The sequence below is a fragment of the Enhygromyxa salina genome (assembly GCF_002994615.1).
Taxonomy (GTDB): domain Bacteria; phylum Myxococcota_A; class Polyangia; order Nannocystales; family Nannocystaceae; genus Plesiocystis; species Plesiocystis salina_A.
Window position 1 is genome coordinate 1 of the sequence record NZ_PVNK01000257.1, and the last position, 16,253, is coordinate 16,253.

Here is a 16,253-nt window from a genome sequence, read left to right on the forward strand (position 1 = left end):
GGGACGGGGACGGCGACGGCGACGGCGACGGCGACGGCGACGGGGACGGAGACGGAGACGCCAACCTGTGTCCGGACAACGACGACTGGGAGCCCAACGAGCTGCCCGAAGACGCCGCGCCGGTCGCCTGGAGCAACGTCTCTGCCTGGTCGGCCTATGTCACGATCGACGCCTTCTTGTGCTCCAACGAGGACGACTGGTACCTGTTTTCGGTCAACGATCTCGACTACGAAGTCTACGCGCTGTACGTCGACGCCATCGTGATGGGCAGCAGTTGGTGCGGGCAGTGGTGCGATGAACCCTTCTTGCCGGCCGCGCCCGAGAACGCGATCGCGGTCGAGGTGTTCGACGCGGAGTCGATGATGCCGTTGACCCAGGACCTCGCTCAGGACGGTCGGATCGACATCGGCGGCTTTGGCGACGCCTACTCCAGGGATGTCCTGATTCACGTCTACGGGCCGACGCCCGCGGCGACCTATCCCTACGAGCTCTCCGTCGAGATTCGCGGCTACGATGGCGAAGACGAGTGCGAGTGCTGAGGGCCGGGCCGGCGCGCTCGCGCTGATCTTGCTCGCGGCCTGCAACGCTCGACCGCCGCAGCCCGAGCAGGCCCAGGCCCAGGAGCAGGCCCAGGCCCAGGCCCAGGCCCCGGCCCGCGAGTCTGTCGAGGTGCCGAGCCGCGCGCGGGTCGACGTCCACGTGCACCTCGTCGGTGAGGTCGTCGATGATCTGCTCGCGACCCTCGACCGCAACGGCATCGCCCAGGCCGTGGTCCTCGCGTCGCCGCACCTCGACCCCGACCACCCGCCGAGCTCCCGCGACGACCCCTTCGCAGACTGGCGGGCGGCCAACGATCGTCTGCTGCGGCAGACCGCGGACCACCGCGACCGCCTGTTGCCCTTCGTGACCGTCGAGCCGGCCGAGGTCGAGATCGCCGAGCTCGGCGCCTGGCTCGAGCGGGGGGCGTGCGGGGTCAAGCTCTACCTTGGTCACCGCAGCTTGCGGCGGCGGCCGCTCGATGACGCGCGGCACGACGCGGTCTTCGCCGAGCTCGAGCGCCGCGGGGTTCCGGTCTTGCTGCACGTCAACAGCTTCCGCTACGAGGCCGAGCTCGACGCGCTCCTGGCCGCGCACCCGAAGCTCGAGCTGGTCTGCGCCCATCTGTGTGGCAGCCGGACGGACCTCGATCGACTCGAGCGGATCCTTCGGGCGCACCCGACCCTGCGCGTCGACACGAGCCACGGGGGCGGGCAGCCGGGGATCGACGGGTTCACGAACATCGAGGGGGAGCGGGCGCGGCTGCGGGCCTTGATCGCCGCCGAGCCTGGGCGCTTTTTGTTTGGGTCGGACGTGGTCACGACGATCGCGGCCGGGAACATGGACGCGACGCGGCACGAGTGGGATCGGCAGATCGCGGCGAATGTTGGGCTGCTCGAGCTCGAGCGCTTTGAGTTTTGGCGCGGGGGCGAGGGGGTAGGGGCGGCGGTGATGGGTGAATATCGGGGCCTGGCGCTCGAGCCTGCGGTGCTCGATGCGGTGATGGGTGATAACGCGCGGAGCTGGTTGGCGGGATGTGGAGAGGACTAGCAGCCCGGGGTGCAATCCCTCGCGCCGCCTCGCTTGGCCTTTTCGCCGAGGGCTTTGTCGCCAAAACTTGCAGTACGCCGGCCCGGGGTGGGGAAAAGTCTGGGCTCCGCTCGCGCCTACGTCGTTGGGGGACCCACAGGTCGCCACCATCTTGACAGACGGAGCCTCGGCCGGTGTTTTCGAGGTGACCGGCGCGGGTCGATGCAGATCGTAGGAGCCCAGGCGGCCAGGCGATCGAACCGCCGAGCCGCCCCGGGTGAAGCTCAGTCGTAGCAGTCCACGGTCCCGTCCTCCTTCGAGTACCCGTAGGAGCACCAGCCGAGCAGGCCGTCACAGTCCTCGAGGTAGATGCTCGTGAACTCGTAGCAGCTGCCGTTGTAGCAGCACAAAATGTCTTCTTGGATGTCGTCGGGTGACTGCACGGTCCCGCGGCTACAGCTCGACAGCTCGCAGGCCGAGCGGAAGGGCTGGTAGCAAACGACACTCATGTCCGTGAAGAGCTCGCCGTATTCGCAGTACATGCGCCTGCCCTCGTCGCAGGCTTGATCGATAGGAGCGAGCCTGCACTCGGCCCCAGCGGCCCCGATCGTGCAGCACACGTCGTCGTTCCAGACCGGGACCTCTGGTCCCGTCCATTCACAAAAGCGAGACAGCGTGGTCCCCTCTGCGTCTGTGATTGGTTCGCTGTCCGTGTCGAGGTAGACGTCTGCGCACAGATCCGGGGCGGTGCCGAGCGGATCGAGCAGCAAGGTCGTGAACAGAATGATCGCGGTTGTCATCCGCGAAGCGTACCGTCACCTTTCTCCGTAGCGAGTTGTGTCGACAATATCAGCGAGCGCAGGCGGCGAACGCCCGCCGGAGGCTCGGCGTCAAGGGCGAGCACTCTCCCTCCGCACGCGCTCGGGTCGCGTCGCAACTCTCGATCCCGGCCACGTTGCAGTCGGTGACTGCCATGACACATGTCGTGTGGCTCTCTGTCGCAGGAGCGAGGCACGAGAGGTAGCCCGCGAGCTCGTCCTCGTGGTTCACCAGCAGCTCGGTGAGGCATGCATGGAGGGCGACGCTGTCGCTGTCGATGGCATCGCAGTCGTCTGCGTTCATCGGCGGATCGCAGGAGCACGTGTGCCCGAGTTCGGCGCGCAATGACTCGGTGTACCTGCCCACGAGCCGGGTCGCGCGAGAGGTCAACCGCATGGAGACGTCACGCAAGGAGTCGAGTTCGGTCTGGGCCGGATGATCCAGCGGATAGCGCGAGGTGCTGTAGGAGAGCGGCGCGAACGCGTGGAACGCAAGCGCCGTCGACGTGGTGGGTTCTTTGCGCGCGAGGAGCTGCGCGCGAGAAATCAGGGCGCGCGTGATCACGAGCGCCTCGTGCTCGATGGTCTTGTCCTTCTGGGTGGCGGAGTCTTCGACTTCCACCCAGCGGCGTTGAGCTTCGTCCAGCTTGCCGGCTTCGATCAAACTGATCAGCTCGTCCGCGAGGAGTTCGGCCTCGTCAGCGCTGGCTGGACTTTGCTCGGCGTGCAAGAGCGTCGTCTTGAGCTCGGAATTGATCCCAGATTCGGTGTGGGCCTGGGTGCGTGATGTCACGAGCCACGCCGTGACCGCGGAGCTTCCGAGCATCAATCCCACCGCCGACACCGCGATCCACCGCCAGCGCTTTCGCTCGTCGGGCCTGCGTCGGATCTCATCGAGCGCGGCGAGCAGGCTCGCCATGTCTGGCCAGCGTTCCGCCGGGTCCATCGCCAGCCCGCGCGTGATCGCCTGCCGGAGGCGCCGAGGGATCCCATACGCGGTCGCGGCGGGGTTCGTCTGTAGCCCGCCGCGTTCCATGGCCTCGAGCATTGCGAGCTCGGTGGGCCCGTCGAAGGGCCGCTTGCCGTAGAGGCACTCCCACACCGTCACGCAAAACGAGAACTGATCCGATCGCGCGTCGCCGCGTCGCCCGTGGAGGCGCTCTGGTGCCATGTAGGCGAGCGTTCCCAGCCCCGCGTTGCCCTCGGCTGCGAGTGGATCGTCGTCGACACAGATGTGCTCGCGCAGCGCTCGTGCGACGCCGAAGTCTGCGACGTGGACGCGATGGTCACGGCCGAGCAGGACATTCTCGGGCTTGAAGTCGCCGTGCTCGAGGCCAGCAGCGTGCGCCGCCGCGAGGCCGTGGCCCGCGAGAACGTACAGATCCACGATCTGCCTCCAGCTGGGCTGGAACGAGCTGATCCACAGGCGTCCATCCATGCCGTCGACGAGCTCCATGACCAGGAACACGTCGTCGTCGACTTCGCCGGTCCCGTAGACAGCGACGACGTTGGGGTGTGAGAGCTTGGCCAGGCACTTGGCCTCGTGGACGACCGCTTCCTTGGCCTCGCCGGGCGGGAGCTTCCACAGCTTGAGCGCGACCTCGCGGTCGAGCTCGGTGTCGTGAGCCCGAAAGACGACCCCCATGCCCCCGCCCCCGATCCAGGCGAGCAGCTTGAAACGACCGAGCTCGATCCCCGGGGATGCCGTGACGGCCTCGATCAGCTCGTGCCAACGCGCCGAGGGAACGCGACGACGATCGCTGGACTCTTCAGGGTCGCGGGACACTCGCTCGCTCCGAGGGGGGCGTCAGGATCCTACATCACTCACGCGATGGATCTGCAGGTCGACGGCGATCAGATCGGTGGGGAGATCCGGGTGGGTCGGTCTCGGCCGAGGCAGATCGGTGCGAGCCGTGCGGGTTTGTGTATACCCTTGGCACCGATGTCGCTCGACGCCTTGCTTCTCGCCTACCAAGCTTGCCGTAGTCGCGCTGGGCGTGCGCGAGCCAAGACGATCCTCCTGCGAGAGATCCGGGTCGTGCTCGTGAGCTTCTTTCGATCGCGCGTGGGTGCGGTCGACGCCGAGGATCTGGCTCAGGCGTCGTTGGAGATCATCGCTCGAGGGCTCGATACCTTCGAGCCTGAGCATCCTCGCGCGTTTCGCTCTCACGTGTTCACGGTGGCCCGCAACCGCCTGCGGACCCACGCGCGCAAGGAGGGCCAGCGCGCGCGCAACCACGCGGCCCCGGCCCAATGGACCGCCGATCCCACGTTGCCCTCCGAGCCGGTTCTCTGGTCGGAGCGCGTCGATCTTCTGCGAGTCGCACTCGCCGCCGTGGCCACGACCCTGCGCCGAGCGTTCATGAGCCGATGGAAGGGTGAGCATCCGCGCGAGTTCGCGCGACGTGAAGGCATCAAGATCGGCACCGTGCGAGTTCGCGTCTGGCGAGCCCTGACCGCCGTGGAGGCGGAGCTCGACAAGCTCAAGAGTCCTCCGCGTGAGCAGACGTGACGAAGGGGCGGTAACGCTTCCCCGACCATGCGCCTGCCGGGTCCGACGCGGCTTGGCGATCAGTTGGTAACGCTTCGCTGGGTGCACGCCTCTCGGGATGTGGGTCGAGCGTCGCGCGCTCGCGCAGGTCATCCGGGCCCACCCGGACTGGACCCTCGAGAAGCAACTCGTGCAACTCGTGCGCGACTTCGGCAAACATGCGCAGCTGTCTTCGGTCGACGCGCTCCGCAGCCTTGCCGCACCGATCTGGGCCCGAGGAGACAACTGATGGATGATGACGAGACTCAACCTGCAGCCTCTGATAGCGACCTGGCACAGCAGCTGACGGTTACGAAAGCTCGCCGCTTCGGCGGCTACGTCCGCTGGTGTCGGGACGAGCGCGAGCTGAGCCCCGAGGCTCTCGCGGAGCGCTCCGAGCTCGATCTCGAGACCATCCATGAGATCGAAGCGGGTGCCTGCTCGGCGTCGCTCGACACGCTGCGGCGACTGTGCGCCGGGTTCGAGCTCCCGTTGTCGGCGCTGTTCGAAGGCTTCGATCTCCGCGAGCGCGAGTTCAACCGCGAGCTGCTCGAGCTCGTCGGTGCGCTGTCTGAGGATCAGTATCAGGCGCTCATTCGGTTGTTGCGGACGCTCTGCGACCGCGGCGAATGATCTTGCGTCGGTGGGTCGTCTTCAGCTGCCGGTCGCCAGAGGTCTTCACGGCGCACCGACGCCGACGGCGTCGTCGATCGCGCGGGTGTCGAGCCCTGCGGCGGTCCACGCCTCGCGGAGCGCGGAGACCTCGTCCGGGCTGGCCGCGGCCGGCGGCCGGTCGGACGGGGCCAACCACGCGGTGGCGGGGGTCGTCGGCGCGCTCCGTCCCGCGCTCGGCGGCTCGACCTGGAGCTCGGTCGGCTCGAGGCCCGCAGAGGCGAACGCCGCTTGGAGGCGCTGCAAGCAAGGCGCGCTCACGACGTAGCTGAGGCCCGGGACGGTCCCGTCGCCGCGGATCGGCTGGAGGGTGACGAGGTGGGCGCCGTCGTGCTCGGCGACGAAGCCGAGCTGGTAGCCCCGGACGCGCATGGGCTGGGCCGGCTGGGCGTCGCATCCCTCCGGCAGGTCGAGTTGAGCCCCGAACAGGAACACACGCGTCTGCCCCTCGGGGGTGTCGAGCTCGCTCTCGTTCACGTCGTCCACCTCGACCTCCTGGCTCGGCTCCTGGCTCGGCTCCGAGCCCACGCTCGGCGCGTGGCAGCCCACCATGCTCCAGGACAAGAGCGCGAAGACGCTGGCGCGCAAAAAGGCATGCACAGGGTGACGCTACCACCTGCGGCTCGAAGAAAGCATCTGTGCGGGCCGCTTTATTTACATCGATGCTCGGATATCGTTGCCCTGCGAGGAGTTCGAATGACCCAACCCAAGATGAAGGTCGCCGTCGTCGGCGCAGGGCTCGCGGGGCTGACCGCGGCTTACAAGCTCGTAAAAGAGGGACGCTTCGAGGTGACGGTGCTCGAGGCCCGCGACCGGATCGGCGGCCGGGTGCTCTCCCGGAAGATCGAGGGATGTGACGTCGACCTCGGCGGGTTCTTGGTCTTCCCCTGGTACCACGACTACCGAACGCTCTGCGCGGAGCTCGACGTCGACTCGGAGCTTCACCGCGTCCCCTCGGTCGACATCTACTACGACCTCGGCGACCGCCACCCGCTCCGCGAGGACCAGTTCAAGCTGCATCTGATCAAGCTGATCGCGGTCGCTACCAAGTCGATCGCGAGCGCCTTGACTGCGGGGCCGCTCGACCGCCCGAACCTCGACCACTACCAGCAGCGCACGATCGAGGCCTGCGTCGACGACTGGGTCGGCGACCCCGTCGAGAGCGCGAAGTACAAGCGGCTCATCGACACGCTCTGCCAGGGCTACTGCTACCCGCCCATCGCGGAGTACAAGGCGGCCTTTGCGATGCCGATCTACCCGCGGACCGTGTTCGGGGGCAGCTCGACCAAGAGCGACATGTTCCGGCACGGCAGCCGGTCCTTGCCCGACGCCCTGCTGTCCGAGTTCCTGGCGCTGGGCGGCCAGCTCCGGCTCGGCTGCGAGGTGAAGGGCTTCGACGGCGACGGCCTCGAGACCAGCGAAGGCTGGCTGGGCGCGGACCGCTTCGTGTTCGCCCAAAACGCCGACCACCCGCTGATGCGTGACCTCATCCCTCGGTCCAAGCGCTCGGTCCCCTACACCCGCTTCGTGACCGCCGTCGTGCGCCTGCGCGAGCGCTACCAGCCCCAGACCCCGGACTGGGGGGCGATCTTCTTCACCCCCCGCGAGGAGCCGGGCGCGCAGGCGCTGTCGATGATCGACCTCGAGCGGCTCTACGCCAGCGAGGCCCTGCGCCACCACTACACCCTCAACATCCGCCTCGACCACGACGAGGCGATCGACCTTCGCGGGATCGAGGCGGCGGTCAACGCCCTGTGCCCGGAGGGGGGTGGCGTGGAGGAGGTCGTGACCCACGAGGTCTGGGCCCAGTCGATGCCGGTCAGCGACGAGCTCTTCGTCGAAGCCGTGCGGGCGCTGCAAGGGGTGGGCGGGTGCTACTTCGCCGGCGACTACCTTGGCTGCCCCTCGATGGAGGTCGCCGTCGCGACCGGCCTCGACGCGGCCCGGGCGATCGCGGGGAGCCACCCCGGCTTCATCGCAGGCGGCCTCATTCGCTAGCAGCCCGTGGTGCAATGCCTCGCGTCGCCTCGCTGGGAGCCCAGCGCCGACCCGGGCTCGCTGTCGTCAACGACCCCCCAAGCATCCGGGCCCGAGCCGCCTCCGCCTGGCCGTCGCCCGAGTCGATGAGGACGTCATCCGGCCCCAGGCTCGGGGCCCGCCGACCCTCCGACTCTTGCTCGGGCCACGGTCAGTGTGCTCGATTCATGGTCCCGAGCATGCTCGAAGCGCGACTTTGTAGGTGGCGGGTCCTCGATTGCATACACGAGGCACCCAATGCGTACCCCAAAGGTGGCCTCTGGGGCTGCGTTGTGCCCGCCGCCGGGCTCGAGCGGGACACGCGAGCCTTCTGCGACCCCGAGCTCGCGGATCTTCAGGGCTGGCGAGCGCTCCCGAGGTCCAGCCGCCCGGGTCCGCGAGGCTCCGGCCCATCGCCGAGGCGGGTGGTGTGTAGATTCAGAAGGCTCGGCATCAGTTTGGGGGTGCGATTTCGGGGGGTCGACTTGACCCGCGGCCTCTTTACACAGCTCAGCTCGCGGGCAGGACCTCGATGCCGAACTCTGCGCGGATCTCCGCGAGCGGCCGGTCGAGATACTCACCGAACTCCGTCCACGGCCAGGGCTTGTGCATCCGACGCGTACGCCGCCAGATCTCCCCGACATACCTGGGCAGCAGCGCGAGGCCCTTCGCCAACCCGCGCAGCCCCAGCTCGCGGAAGACCTCGCGGACCTCGGGCGCGGCGGCGCCTTGCCTGGCGTACTCCCAGGCCGAGATGTCGAGGCCGAAGATCTGCCACAGATCCGTGATCGTCTCGTCGAGGATCTGCGTGTTGGTCCCAAACACGACATGGGCGACGTCGTGCGAGGCGAAGAAGCGCGCGCCCTCGTCGCTCGCCTCGTCCGGCGGCGTGACCTTGGGGTTGTCGCGGTAGTACTCGTCGAGGCCCTCGCGCAGGGTCAGCGGCGAGTCCTGGTCTTGATAGGCGCTGCGGGTGACGTCCATGGGTGAAGCTCCGTGACGCTCATGATGGAGCGTGGGTCCCGTCGTGCCTGACCGGGGCCGCCCCAAAGATTGACCCGGCGCGCCATCGCGGGACCCGACACGCGGCTTCAGCGCGAAGGCGGCGGGGCACCCATCGAGACCCAGATACTCCTCGTACGAGCGTGGGCGCGGTCAGGGCGAGCGCGTAGATGGTAGCTTGGCGGCCATGCCGCGCCCCTTTCATGTCCTCTTTGGCGTCGCCCTGCTCGCCGCGTGCGGGCCCAAGACCGGCGAGGAGACCAGCACGACCTTCGTGTCTACAGCCGACTCGGGTCCGACGACCGGCGGTGACGGAGACGGAGACACCGGAGACGGAAACACCGGAGACGGCGACGCGGGCGACGGTGATGCGGGCGACTCCGAGACCGGCGACGGCGACTCGGGCGACGGTGACACCGAGGGGCCCAAGTTCGACACGATCGTCGAGGCGGACGTCTCCATGATGGAGTGCATCGACTGCGCCCTCACGATCGACTCGATGCAGTCCGGCGTGTTCAACATCAGCGGTGACGACGTGTTCGCGACCGCGACCTTGATGAACGAGATCGTCTACGCGCTCGGGACCTACGGCAACGGCCGCTTCATCGCCTCGGCCGACAGCAGCCTGCCCTTCAACGAGATCACCGACTGCCCGCTCCACGCGTGGCTCGGCGCGACCGAGGCCGAGCCCTCGATCTTCTGGTTCGGCTGGACGCCGTCCGACGGTCCGGTCAACTTCGACATCGACGCGACCGTGGCCGGCGTTCACATGCCAGCCCAGTACATCGGCAACCCCGCTCAGCTCGCCGCCGAGTTCGACATCGTCATGTACATGGAGGCCTCGGGCCAGTTCGATCAAGGCGACGAGCCCAGCGACGCAGAGATGCAGACCCTGCTCGACTACGTGTCGATCCATGGCGGCGGGCTGTACATGGTGTCCGAGTTCTCCAACGGCTCGGCCTACCTCAACCAAGACGACCTCGACAGCATCAACCGCGTGATGCAGCCGATGGGCGTCGAGGCCCTGATGGTCAGCCTCGCCTGGGGCAACGTCGACGGCAACATCGAGTTCGACTGCTTCCCGGCCCCGGTCGGCTGAGCCCCGTCACCGCGCCGCAGACCGAGGCGCGCGTGGGCTCAGCTCTCGTCGTCGCTCGAGGTGCAGGTCTCGATGCCCAGGGCCGCCTGAAGCGCGCAGTTCCACTCGACCAGCCCGACGCTGAGCTCGAGGGCGGCGGCGGGGTCATCGGTCGCGATCGCCGTCAAATATGCGTCCCAGTCGGCGAGGTGGGCCTCGGCGTCGAAGCCCTGGTCGGCCAGGCGATCGCTCATGACCGGGAGCACCACCTGCGTGTAGATGATCCCCTCCCACGCGCCCTTGATCCCGTCGGGGGTCCCGAGGACCCCGGCCTGGACCGCCTCGTCACAGTACTTGCGCGCGCGCTTGACGAAGGCGATCGCGAGCTCGGTCTCGATCTGGGCCGCGTCGATGTCGGCCGGGTCGCCGCCGAGCATGGTCGTGATCAGCTCGACCGCGGGGGTGTTGCGCTCGCGGACCCGGTCCTCGAGGATCGTGAACAAGCCGAGGGCCTCGCGGGCCAGGGCCGGGTCGGCGCCGGCGCGGGCGGCCTCGGCCCGGACCAGCAAGACCCGCGCGATCACGCCGAAGATGCTCTTCTCGATGATCTGCTTGGCGGGCTTGGTCGCGAATTCATCCGGCGCCCAGACCTGCTCGCCACCGGTGAGCCCGGCGTGGCCGTCTTCGAAGCCGGCGACGATCTGCGCCTCCCAGCCCTCGCCCGCGACGGCGTCGGCCTCGACGGCCAGCGGCGAGAGCACGCCCGACCAGGTGCACCAGGCGTGGTCCCACTCGGCCTGGAGCAGGGCGGGATCTCGGGCCGGGTCCGGGAGCACGTCGGACACCGCCGCGAGCCGGGCCCGGACGTCGAGGCTCGCGACCAGGCGCAGGGTCTGGACCAGGTCGACCAGCGCGAGGCGAACCTGCTGGGGGTCCGCCTCGCTCAGCGCGAGCTCGAGGGCCGCCTCGATCGCGGCGTCGTCGAGCAGCACGCCAGCCTCGACCCGACCGAGGCCAGCGTCGACCTCCCGGACCCAGCGCTGCAGGGCGCTGCCGCCCGGGGTCGGGGACTCGCCCGAGATGTCGGGCGGGTCGCCCCGGTAGAGCTCGGCGACGTAGGCCGGATCCGGGCTCGGCAAGACCAGCTCGGCCACGATCTGCTCGTAGATGAACATCGCGGCGTCGCAGGCCGGGAGCGGGGTGTCGCCGAGGGCCACGTCGGCCTCGCCGCCGGTCTCGCCCGCTTCGGCGCCGGCCTCGTCCTCGTCACCGACGCAGCCCACGAGCGCGAGGCTCAGCGTCGCCGCCACCGTCACCGCCAGCAGCCTGCTCATCGCAAGCCCTCCGGCCCCGCGAGCACCCACGCCTTGTTGGCGAGGCGATCCTCGACGGCGGCGAGATCGACGGTCGGGTCGATCAGCCGCGCGCTCGGCCTGCCGTTGACCGCGACGAAGGCGTCGACGCGAACCTCGACCCGTGAACCCGGCTGCTCGCGCTCGACCTCGCGGGCGAGGTGGCGGGCGTAGGCGGCGATCATGTCTGGCTGAGTGCTCATCATCTTGGCTTGCAGCATGCTTAGCTCCGTGTCTTGGGGGTCGACCTGCCAGGTCCGACCCGAGCTCCGATCGTGGAGACGAAACACCACGGCCCCGCCCTTCTCGACGACCATCACGCGATAGGAGAAGCGCGCGCCCTGCTCGTGCCACAGCACCGACCCGGGGTAGGCCAGGTGGCGCCACGGCAGCGCGATCTGGACCAGCAGCAGCAGCGCCGCGAGGGCCCCGGCCAGGGCCTCGCGGCGGGGCTCGACCGGGACCGGTCGATCGAGGCGCGAGCCCGGGGCCAGCCACCTTCGCGGCCAGTCGGGCTCGAACATGATCGTCGCGCAGCCGATCATCACCCACGGAAACATCCCGATCGGAAACAGCGCCCCCGTGATCGTGTGAAACCCGATCAGCGCGAGGTAGGCCGGGATCCGCGTGCGCTTGGACAGCAAGGCCGGGACCACGAACAGGTCGAAGGCCGCCCCGGACCACGACGCCGCGTAGGCCAGCCACGCCTCGTTCATCCACGGGCCCACGAGGGGGAGATCGGCGTGGCGCGCCAGCCAGATCCGCAGGGGCTGGGCGTGGACGAGCCAGTCGCCGTCGAGCTTGGCGATCCCAGCGTAGACGTAGACCAGGCCGATCTGCGCGCGGACCAGCCCCAGCTTCCAGGCCGGGACCGCGCCGTCGTGCTCGGGCCGCGGCGGGACCAGGGCGAAGCACAGCAGCAGGCAGCTCAGGAAATAATAGTGGTTGAGGTAGTAGCTCAGATCGACGAGCTCGAGCCAGGTGAAGGCCAGGCACGCGAGCGCGGCGCTGGCCCGGACCGCCCACCCGGCCGCGAGCGCCAGCCCGCTCGCGGCGACGATCGCGAACAGGGCGTAGGCCAGGGCCGGCGAGGGCTCTGGGACCCAGGTGAAGCCCCAGTAGCGAAAGTGAAATTCCGGGGCCAGGAGCAGCTCTTCGACCCAGCCCTTGGCCACGAAGCGCACCGCCGACACGAACACCAGCAGGCCCACGATCACGCGCAGGATCACCAGCGAGGCCGCGTCGACGCGGCGCGTTGGAGGGTCAGTCACCGTCGTTGTCCGAGAGCGAGACCGTGACGCCCAAGAGCCCGGCGACGTCGGCGGCGAGCAGCTGACGCAGGGCGAGGACCGCGTCTCGAGCCGCCGCGGCGGCGTCGGGGTCGACCTCCATGATCGTGCGCATGGGCTCGGGCATGGCCTCGACGGCGGCGACGGTGGTTGCGAGCTGCTCGCGGACCCGCGCGTCGATCTCGGCGTTGGCCTGGCTGACCAGGGCCGTCAACCCGGGCGCCTCGCCGACCCCGGCCTCGGCGCCGAGGTAGAAGCGGCGAAAGCCCTCGACCGCGGCGCGGACGTCGGTTCGGGACCGATCGGAGAAGCGCGACTCGAGCTGATCGGGCTGGGGCTCGGTCCCCGTCGACAGCCCGAGGGGCTTGCCGAACTCGCGCTCGCTGATGTCGTGGAGCCCGGCGATCGCCGCGTTGAGCAGCTCGTCGATCGCCACCGCCAGGGTCGGGAAGCGCTCGGAGCTCCCGGCCGTAGCGAGCGCGTCGGCGAACTCGGCCGTCGCGCTGTCGAGCAGCTCGAAGCGCAGCTCGAGGTCGGCGGCGAGGACGACGACGTAGTCGCAGCGGGCCGCGCCGAGCTCCGGGTCGGTCAAGCTGGCGAGGATCGCCTCGTCGCCGTTCACGGGATCCCACAGCAGGTACTCGATCGCCGGCAGGCCCTTGCTCGCGACCCCGAGGGTGTCGAGCTCGGTCTGGTTGCTCACGCCGAGCTCGACCCCGCCCTCGACGCTGGTTGGCCGCGCGGGCCAAAAATCGATCGCGCTGTCGAAGCCCTCGTCGACGATCGGCCCGAGCGGGAGCGCGCGCAGCCGCTTCCACGGCTCGCGCAGCTCCCACCACGCCTCCTGGGCGGCGTCGAGGCTCGTCGGGCCGGGGCCGGCGCAGAGCGAGGTCGCGGCCTCGCGCAGGGTCAGCGCCCGGGCGCGAGCCTCGGCGAGGTCGGGTTGGAGCAGGAGCTCGGCGGTGGTCTGCGCGACCTCGCCGCGGCGGTCGTCCTCGACCTCGGGACAGCCGAGCTGGGCGATCGCGCCGAGGCCGAGGCCGAGGAGCCCCAACCCGGTGAGCAGCCATGGACGTGAGCGCGTCATAGTGACCCCAAGAAGCGGAGCAAGGCCTGGCGCTGCTCGGCCGAGAGCTCGACGAAGGCGTCGCGCGCCGCCTCGGCCTCGCCGCCGTGCCACAGGATCGCCTCGGCCAGGCTCCGCGCCCGGCCGTCGTGGAGGTAGAGGTTGTGATCGTTGACGACCTCGAACAGCCCGATGCCCCACAGCGGCGGGGTCCGCCACTCGCGGCCGTCGGCCTCGAAGTCGGGCCGCCCGTCGGCGAGCTCCGGGCCCATGTCGTGGACGAGCAAGTCGGTGTAGGGCCAGATCACTTGGTTCGAGAGCTCGGGGAAGCCGGCGAGCTCACCGGTCTGGACGCGCGGCACGTGGCAGCGATCGCAGCCGAGCTGGCGGAACAGCTCACGGCCGGCGAGGACCTCGGGATCGTCGACCTCGCGCCGGGCCGGGACCGCGAGGAGGCGGGTGTAGGTCGTGACGTGATCGAGGAGCTCGTCGTCGAGCTCGGGGGCGCTCGCTTCGGAGCCGGTCGGGGCCGCGGCGCACTCGGCCTGGGGCGGCGGGCAGTTCTCGTCGGGGTTGAGGCTCGAGGTGATGCCGATGTCGCCGAAGAACGCGCCCGCGTTTTGCTGGCGCAGCCCGACCTGGTTGGCCTTCCAGCCGAAGCGGCCCAGCCCGAGCTCGCCGCCGATCGGGTCCCAGGCGTAGTTGGGCCGGCCGGAGACGCCGTCGCCGTCGTCGTCGTCGGGATCGGCGAGGCCGAGGATCGTGGCCTCGGGGATCGCCTCGAGCAGGCCGAGGCCGATCATCTGGGGGGCCACGCGCGGCGAGATCAGCACGTCGGCAGCGAGCTCGCCGAAGGCCAGATCCATGAAGACGTAGCTCGGTCGGCGCAGTGAGTAGGCCTCGCCGTCGGCGTACTCGCCGGCTTGCTCGACCCACTCGACGACCACCCGGCCCTCGGCGGCCACGCCCTCGACGGCGTAGGGCTGGAGCTGGTCGCCGTAGCTCGGCTCGGGCTTGGGCCCGCCGTGGGCGTCCTCGCCGGGGACCGACAGGCGCAGGAGCATCGAGAGCATCGGCTCGTCGGCGCTCAGCGGCGGGCGCCCGCGGCCGTCACGGAAGTGGCAGCCCGAGCACGAGCGCGCGTTGAAGGTTGGCCCGAGCCCGTCGCGCGCGGTCGTCGAGGCCGGGGCCGTGACCCAGTTCTTGTTGAAGAAGGAGTTGCCGACGTAGAAGCCGGTCTCGTGCTCGTCGGCGATGTTGCGGGCCGAGAGCGAGAACGCGTGGGTGCCCTGGTCGAACACCGTCGTCCCACCTCCGGCGAGCTCCTCGCCGGGCTCGGGCTCGAGCTCGAGCTCCGCTTCGGCGACGCAGCCGAGCGCGAGCGCGAGTCCGAGGCCCGTGAGCCTGAGGCAGATGTCCGAGGGGGTCACGAGGGCAGGCTACTCCAGGGCCAGGTTGATCTCGAACAGCGTGGCGACCTCGACGATCGTGTCGGCTTGGAGCCGCAGGGCGTCGATCGTGGCCTGGACGGCCTCGCGGTGGTCGACGATCGCGCGGTCGAAGGGCGCCGGGATCGCCTCGGCCGCGGCGACGCTGGCCGCGAGCTCGTCGCGGAGGCGGTCGGCGAGCGAGGGGTCGCGGGCGGCGACGAGATCGTAGATCCCGGGCCCGTCGACCTCGCCGTAGCGACCGAGGTACACGTTCTCGATCCCGCGCGCGTTGTTGATGATGTCGCGGTGGGTGTTGTCGCTGAAGCAGGAGTGCTCGTCCTCCTGATCCATGGTCTCGAGCGCGACGTTCATGCGCTCGCCGGCCAGCTCGGCGCCGCTGAGGCTGCCCATGCCCAGGAGGATCCGGCGGACGACCTCCTGCGGGTCAGCCGAGTTGAACTCGTCGACGTAGCCGCTGGCCCAGGCGGCCTCGAGCCCGCTGAGATCGCTGATGAGCAGCTCCGCGGCCGCGAGCACGTAGGCCCCGCGGCGCTCGGGGTTGTCCACGGTGCTCGAGCCGTCGGTCGCGTAGTCGCTGGCCGCCCGCGCGCCGGGGCCGTCGGGGTTCATGTCTTGGCCCCAGAGCAGAAACTCGATCGCGTGGTAGCCCGTCGAGATGTTGGTCTCGCCGCCAGCCTCGTTGAGCGAGGCGAGCAGCGCGGCGTCGATCGTGGGGTAGGTCGTGGCGTCGTTGATGATGCCCGAGTCCGGCGCGCCGTCGACGTAGTCGACGTAGGCCTCGTCCATCGGCCAGGCGTTGAGCTGGCCCTCGGGGCCGTCGTCGGGGTTGTCGATCGGTCCGTCGTAGAAGCGGTAGACCTCGGTCTGGCCGTAGGGCTCGCGGGCGTCGAGCCAGGCCTGACGCGCGGCCTCGAGCGTGGCCTCGCTCGGGTCGGCGACGAGCGCGTCGAGGGCGAGCTCGAGGGCCTCGGCCGCGGTCCGTGAGTCGGTGTAGCTGGCCGCGACGATCTGGGCGTAGGTCTCGGCGACCGGCGCGACCTCGTCCGCGCTCAGGGACGCGTCTTCGGGGTCGTCGGTCGTCGAGCACGCGAGGGTCAGGGCCGCGAGGATGCCGAGCAAGCGAGGCTTCATGCACGCGTAGTATTGAAAACCACTTTCAATGTCAACGTGAGCCATGCCCAGGAAGGTCGCAGGTGACTGTTTCTCATCAACTGAGGGCGTCCAGGGGCAGTTCAAAATGAAATAAATTTTCAATACGCGTAATCCACGCCGCCCCAGGCAGGCGAGAGCCAAGGGGAGCGCGCTGCGCGGGAAGCCGCCCTCGGCGGGCTTCGCATCCCCAGCCACACTCGGTAAGGGGCCCGCGTCGGCCCGTGAACGGGCAAGGTCGCGCCGCTTGCGGCCGTGCGTGGC

At 69.5% G+C, this 16,253-nt stretch carries 15 protein-coding genes and 1 pseudogene; 7 read left to right on the forward strand and 9 right to left on the reverse strand.

All coding sequences use genetic code 11. From position 1 onward, the window contains the following. Both ENSA5_RS38460 and ENSA5_RS29345 read left to right on the forward strand, forming a co-directional pair. Positions 1–539: pseudogene (locus ENSA5_RS38460) on the forward strand (hypothetical protein); the annotation flags it as partial. Beyond that, positions 514–1,587, forward strand: a complete 1,074-nt coding sequence (locus tag ENSA5_RS29345) for an amidohydrolase family protein (protein WP_106395022.1) — start codon at positions 514–516, stop codon at positions 1,585–1,587. The pseudogene ENSA5_RS38460 and the gene ENSA5_RS29345, both read left to right, overlap by 26 nt. Positions 1,588–1,850: 263 nt before the next feature. Here the strand turns inward: ENSA5_RS29345 and ENSA5_RS29350 are convergent, their stop codons facing one another. Further along, positions 1,851–2,366 carry a hypothetical protein gene (locus ENSA5_RS29350; protein ID WP_106395023.1) on the reverse strand — a complete coding sequence of 172 codons (516 nt, stop codon included), beginning with the start codon at positions 2,364–2,366 and terminating at the stop codon, positions 1,851–1,853. A 49-nt stretch (positions 2,367–2,415) separates the two neighbouring features. Further along, on the reverse strand, positions 2,416–4,170 hold the full coding sequence (locus ENSA5_RS29355) for a serine/threonine protein kinase (RefSeq protein WP_106395024.1): 1,755 nt from the start codon (positions 4,168–4,170) through the stop codon (positions 2,416–2,418). Positions 4,171–4,215: 45 nt separating this feature from the next. On the opposite strand from ENSA5_RS29355, the gene ENSA5_RS29360 reads away from it, so the two are divergent. The 3 genes from ENSA5_RS29360 to ENSA5_RS38470 all read left to right on the forward strand — a co-directional run bounded on the left by ENSA5_RS29360 (position 4,216) and on the right by ENSA5_RS38470 (position 5,547). Beyond that, positions 4,216–4,896, forward strand: a complete 681-nt coding sequence (locus ENSA5_RS29360; RefSeq protein ID WP_106395025.1) for an RNA polymerase sigma factor — start codon at positions 4,216–4,218, stop codon at positions 4,894–4,896. Between the two features lie 97 nt (positions 4,897–4,993). Beyond that, positions 4,994–5,164: a hypothetical protein gene (locus ENSA5_RS38465; protein WP_181198274.1), complete on the forward strand. Its 171-nt coding sequence runs from the start codon at positions 4,994–4,996 to the stop codon at positions 5,162–5,164. Further along, entirely contained in the window at positions 5,164–5,547 is a 384-nt protein-coding gene (locus ENSA5_RS38470) for a helix-turn-helix domain-containing protein (RefSeq protein WP_181198275.1), read from the forward strand. Before ENSA5_RS38465 ends, ENSA5_RS38470 begins: the two co-directional genes overlap by 1 nt. A gap of 45 nt (positions 5,548–5,592) precedes the next feature. Here ENSA5_RS38470 and ENSA5_RS29370 read toward each other — a convergent pair whose 3' ends face one another. Beyond that, entirely contained in the window at positions 5,593–6,186 is a 594-nt protein-coding gene (locus ENSA5_RS29370; protein ID WP_146156231.1) for a hypothetical protein, read from the reverse strand. 96 nt (positions 6,187–6,282) lie between these two features. Here ENSA5_RS29370 and ENSA5_RS29375 point away from each other — a divergent pair, with 96 nt between their 5' ends. After that, positions 6,283–7,584 carry a protoporphyrinogen/coproporphyrinogen oxidase gene (locus ENSA5_RS29375; RefSeq protein ID WP_106395028.1) on the forward strand — a complete coding sequence of 434 codons (1,302 nt, stop codon included), beginning with the start codon at positions 6,283–6,285 and terminating at the stop codon, positions 7,582–7,584. Between the two features lie 528 nt (positions 7,585–8,112). On the opposite strand, the gene ENSA5_RS29380 is transcribed toward ENSA5_RS29375, so the two are convergent. Beyond that, positions 8,113–8,586 (reverse strand): hypothetical protein, encoded by a 474-nt coding sequence (locus tag ENSA5_RS29380; protein WP_106395029.1) that lies wholly within the window; start codon positions 8,584–8,586, stop codon positions 8,113–8,115. 205 nt (positions 8,587–8,791) lie between these two features. Between ENSA5_RS29380 and ENSA5_RS38475 the strand changes: the two genes are divergently transcribed. Then, on the forward strand, positions 8,792–9,703 hold the full coding sequence (locus ENSA5_RS38475) for a hypothetical protein (protein WP_181198276.1): 912 nt from the start codon (positions 8,792–8,794) through the stop codon (positions 9,701–9,703). A gap of 38 nt (positions 9,704–9,741) precedes the next feature. Here ENSA5_RS38475 and ENSA5_RS29390 read toward each other — a convergent pair whose 3' ends face one another. The 5 genes from ENSA5_RS29390 to ENSA5_RS29410 are packed head-to-tail and all read right to left on the reverse strand — an operon-like array spanning position 9,742 to position 15,971. Continuing rightward, positions 9,742–11,016 carry a hypothetical protein gene (locus ENSA5_RS29390; RefSeq protein WP_106395030.1) on the reverse strand — a complete coding sequence of 425 codons (1,275 nt, stop codon included), beginning with the start codon at positions 11,014–11,016 and terminating at the stop codon, positions 9,742–9,744. Then, complete coding sequence (locus ENSA5_RS29395; protein ID WP_106395031.1) at positions 11,013–12,305, reverse strand: HTTM domain-containing protein; 1,293 nt, start codon at positions 12,303–12,305, stop codon at positions 11,013–11,015. The genes ENSA5_RS29390 and ENSA5_RS29395 overlap by 4 nt, the downstream gene beginning before the upstream one ends. Further along, on the reverse strand, positions 12,298–13,410 hold the full coding sequence (locus tag ENSA5_RS29400) for an imelysin family protein (RefSeq protein WP_106395032.1): 1,113 nt from the start codon (positions 13,408–13,410) through the stop codon (positions 12,298–12,300). The genes ENSA5_RS29395 and ENSA5_RS29400 overlap by 8 nt, the downstream gene beginning before the upstream one ends. Further along, a complete protein-coding gene (locus tag ENSA5_RS29405; protein ID WP_258183048.1) occupies positions 13,407–14,819 on the reverse strand; it encodes a di-heme oxidoreductase family protein in 1,413 nt (470 codons plus the stop codon). Before ENSA5_RS29405 ends, ENSA5_RS29400 begins: the two co-directional genes overlap by 4 nt. A gap of 9 nt (positions 14,820–14,828) precedes the next feature. Then, entirely contained in the window at positions 14,829–15,971 is a 1,143-nt protein-coding gene (locus ENSA5_RS29410) for an imelysin family protein (RefSeq protein WP_106395033.1), read from the reverse strand. Positions 15,972–16,253: the final 282 nt, after the last annotated feature.

What these genes read in the sequence shown, in the direction of transcription:
- ENSA5_RS29345 (WP_106395022.1), top strand. Translation starts at nt 514, where the DNA reads ATGGCGAAGACGAGTGCGAGTGCTGAGGGCCGGGCCGGCGCGCTCGCG.
- ENSA5_RS29350 (WP_106395023.1), bottom strand. Translation starts at nt 2,366, where the DNA reads ATGACAACCGCGATCATTCTGTTCACGACCTTGCTGCTCGATCCGCTC.
- ENSA5_RS29360 (WP_106395025.1), top strand. Translation starts at nt 4,216, where the DNA reads ATGGATCTGCAGGTCGACGGCGATCAGATCGGTGGGGAGATCCGGGTG.
- ENSA5_RS38465 (WP_181198274.1), top strand. Translation starts at nt 4,994, where the DNA reads ATGTGGGTCGAGCGTCGCGCGCTCGCGCAGGTCATCCGGGCCCACCCG.
- ENSA5_RS38470 (WP_181198275.1), top strand. Translation starts at nt 5,164, where the DNA reads ATGGATGATGACGAGACTCAACCTGCAGCCTCTGATAGCGACCTGGCA.
- ENSA5_RS29375 (WP_106395028.1), top strand. Translation starts at nt 6,283, where the DNA reads ATGACCCAACCCAAGATGAAGGTCGCCGTCGTCGGCGCAGGGCTCGCG.
- ENSA5_RS29380 (WP_106395029.1), bottom strand. Translation starts at nt 8,586, where the DNA reads ATGGACGTCACCCGCAGCGCCTATCAAGACCAGGACTCGCCGCTGACC.
- ENSA5_RS38475 (WP_181198276.1), top strand. Translation starts at nt 8,792, where the DNA reads ATGCCGCGCCCCTTTCATGTCCTCTTTGGCGTCGCCCTGCTCGCCGCG.
- ENSA5_RS29390 (WP_106395030.1), bottom strand. Translation starts at nt 11,016, where the DNA reads ATGAGCAGGCTGCTGGCGGTGACGGTGGCGGCGACGCTGAGCCTCGCG.
- ENSA5_RS29400 (WP_106395032.1), bottom strand. Translation starts at nt 13,410, where the DNA reads ATGACGCGCTCACGTCCATGGCTGCTCACCGGGTTGGGGCTCCTCGGC.
- ENSA5_RS29410 (WP_106395033.1), bottom strand. Translation starts at nt 15,971, where the DNA reads ATGAAGCCTCGCTTGCTCGGCATCCTCGCGGCCCTGACCCTCGCGTGC.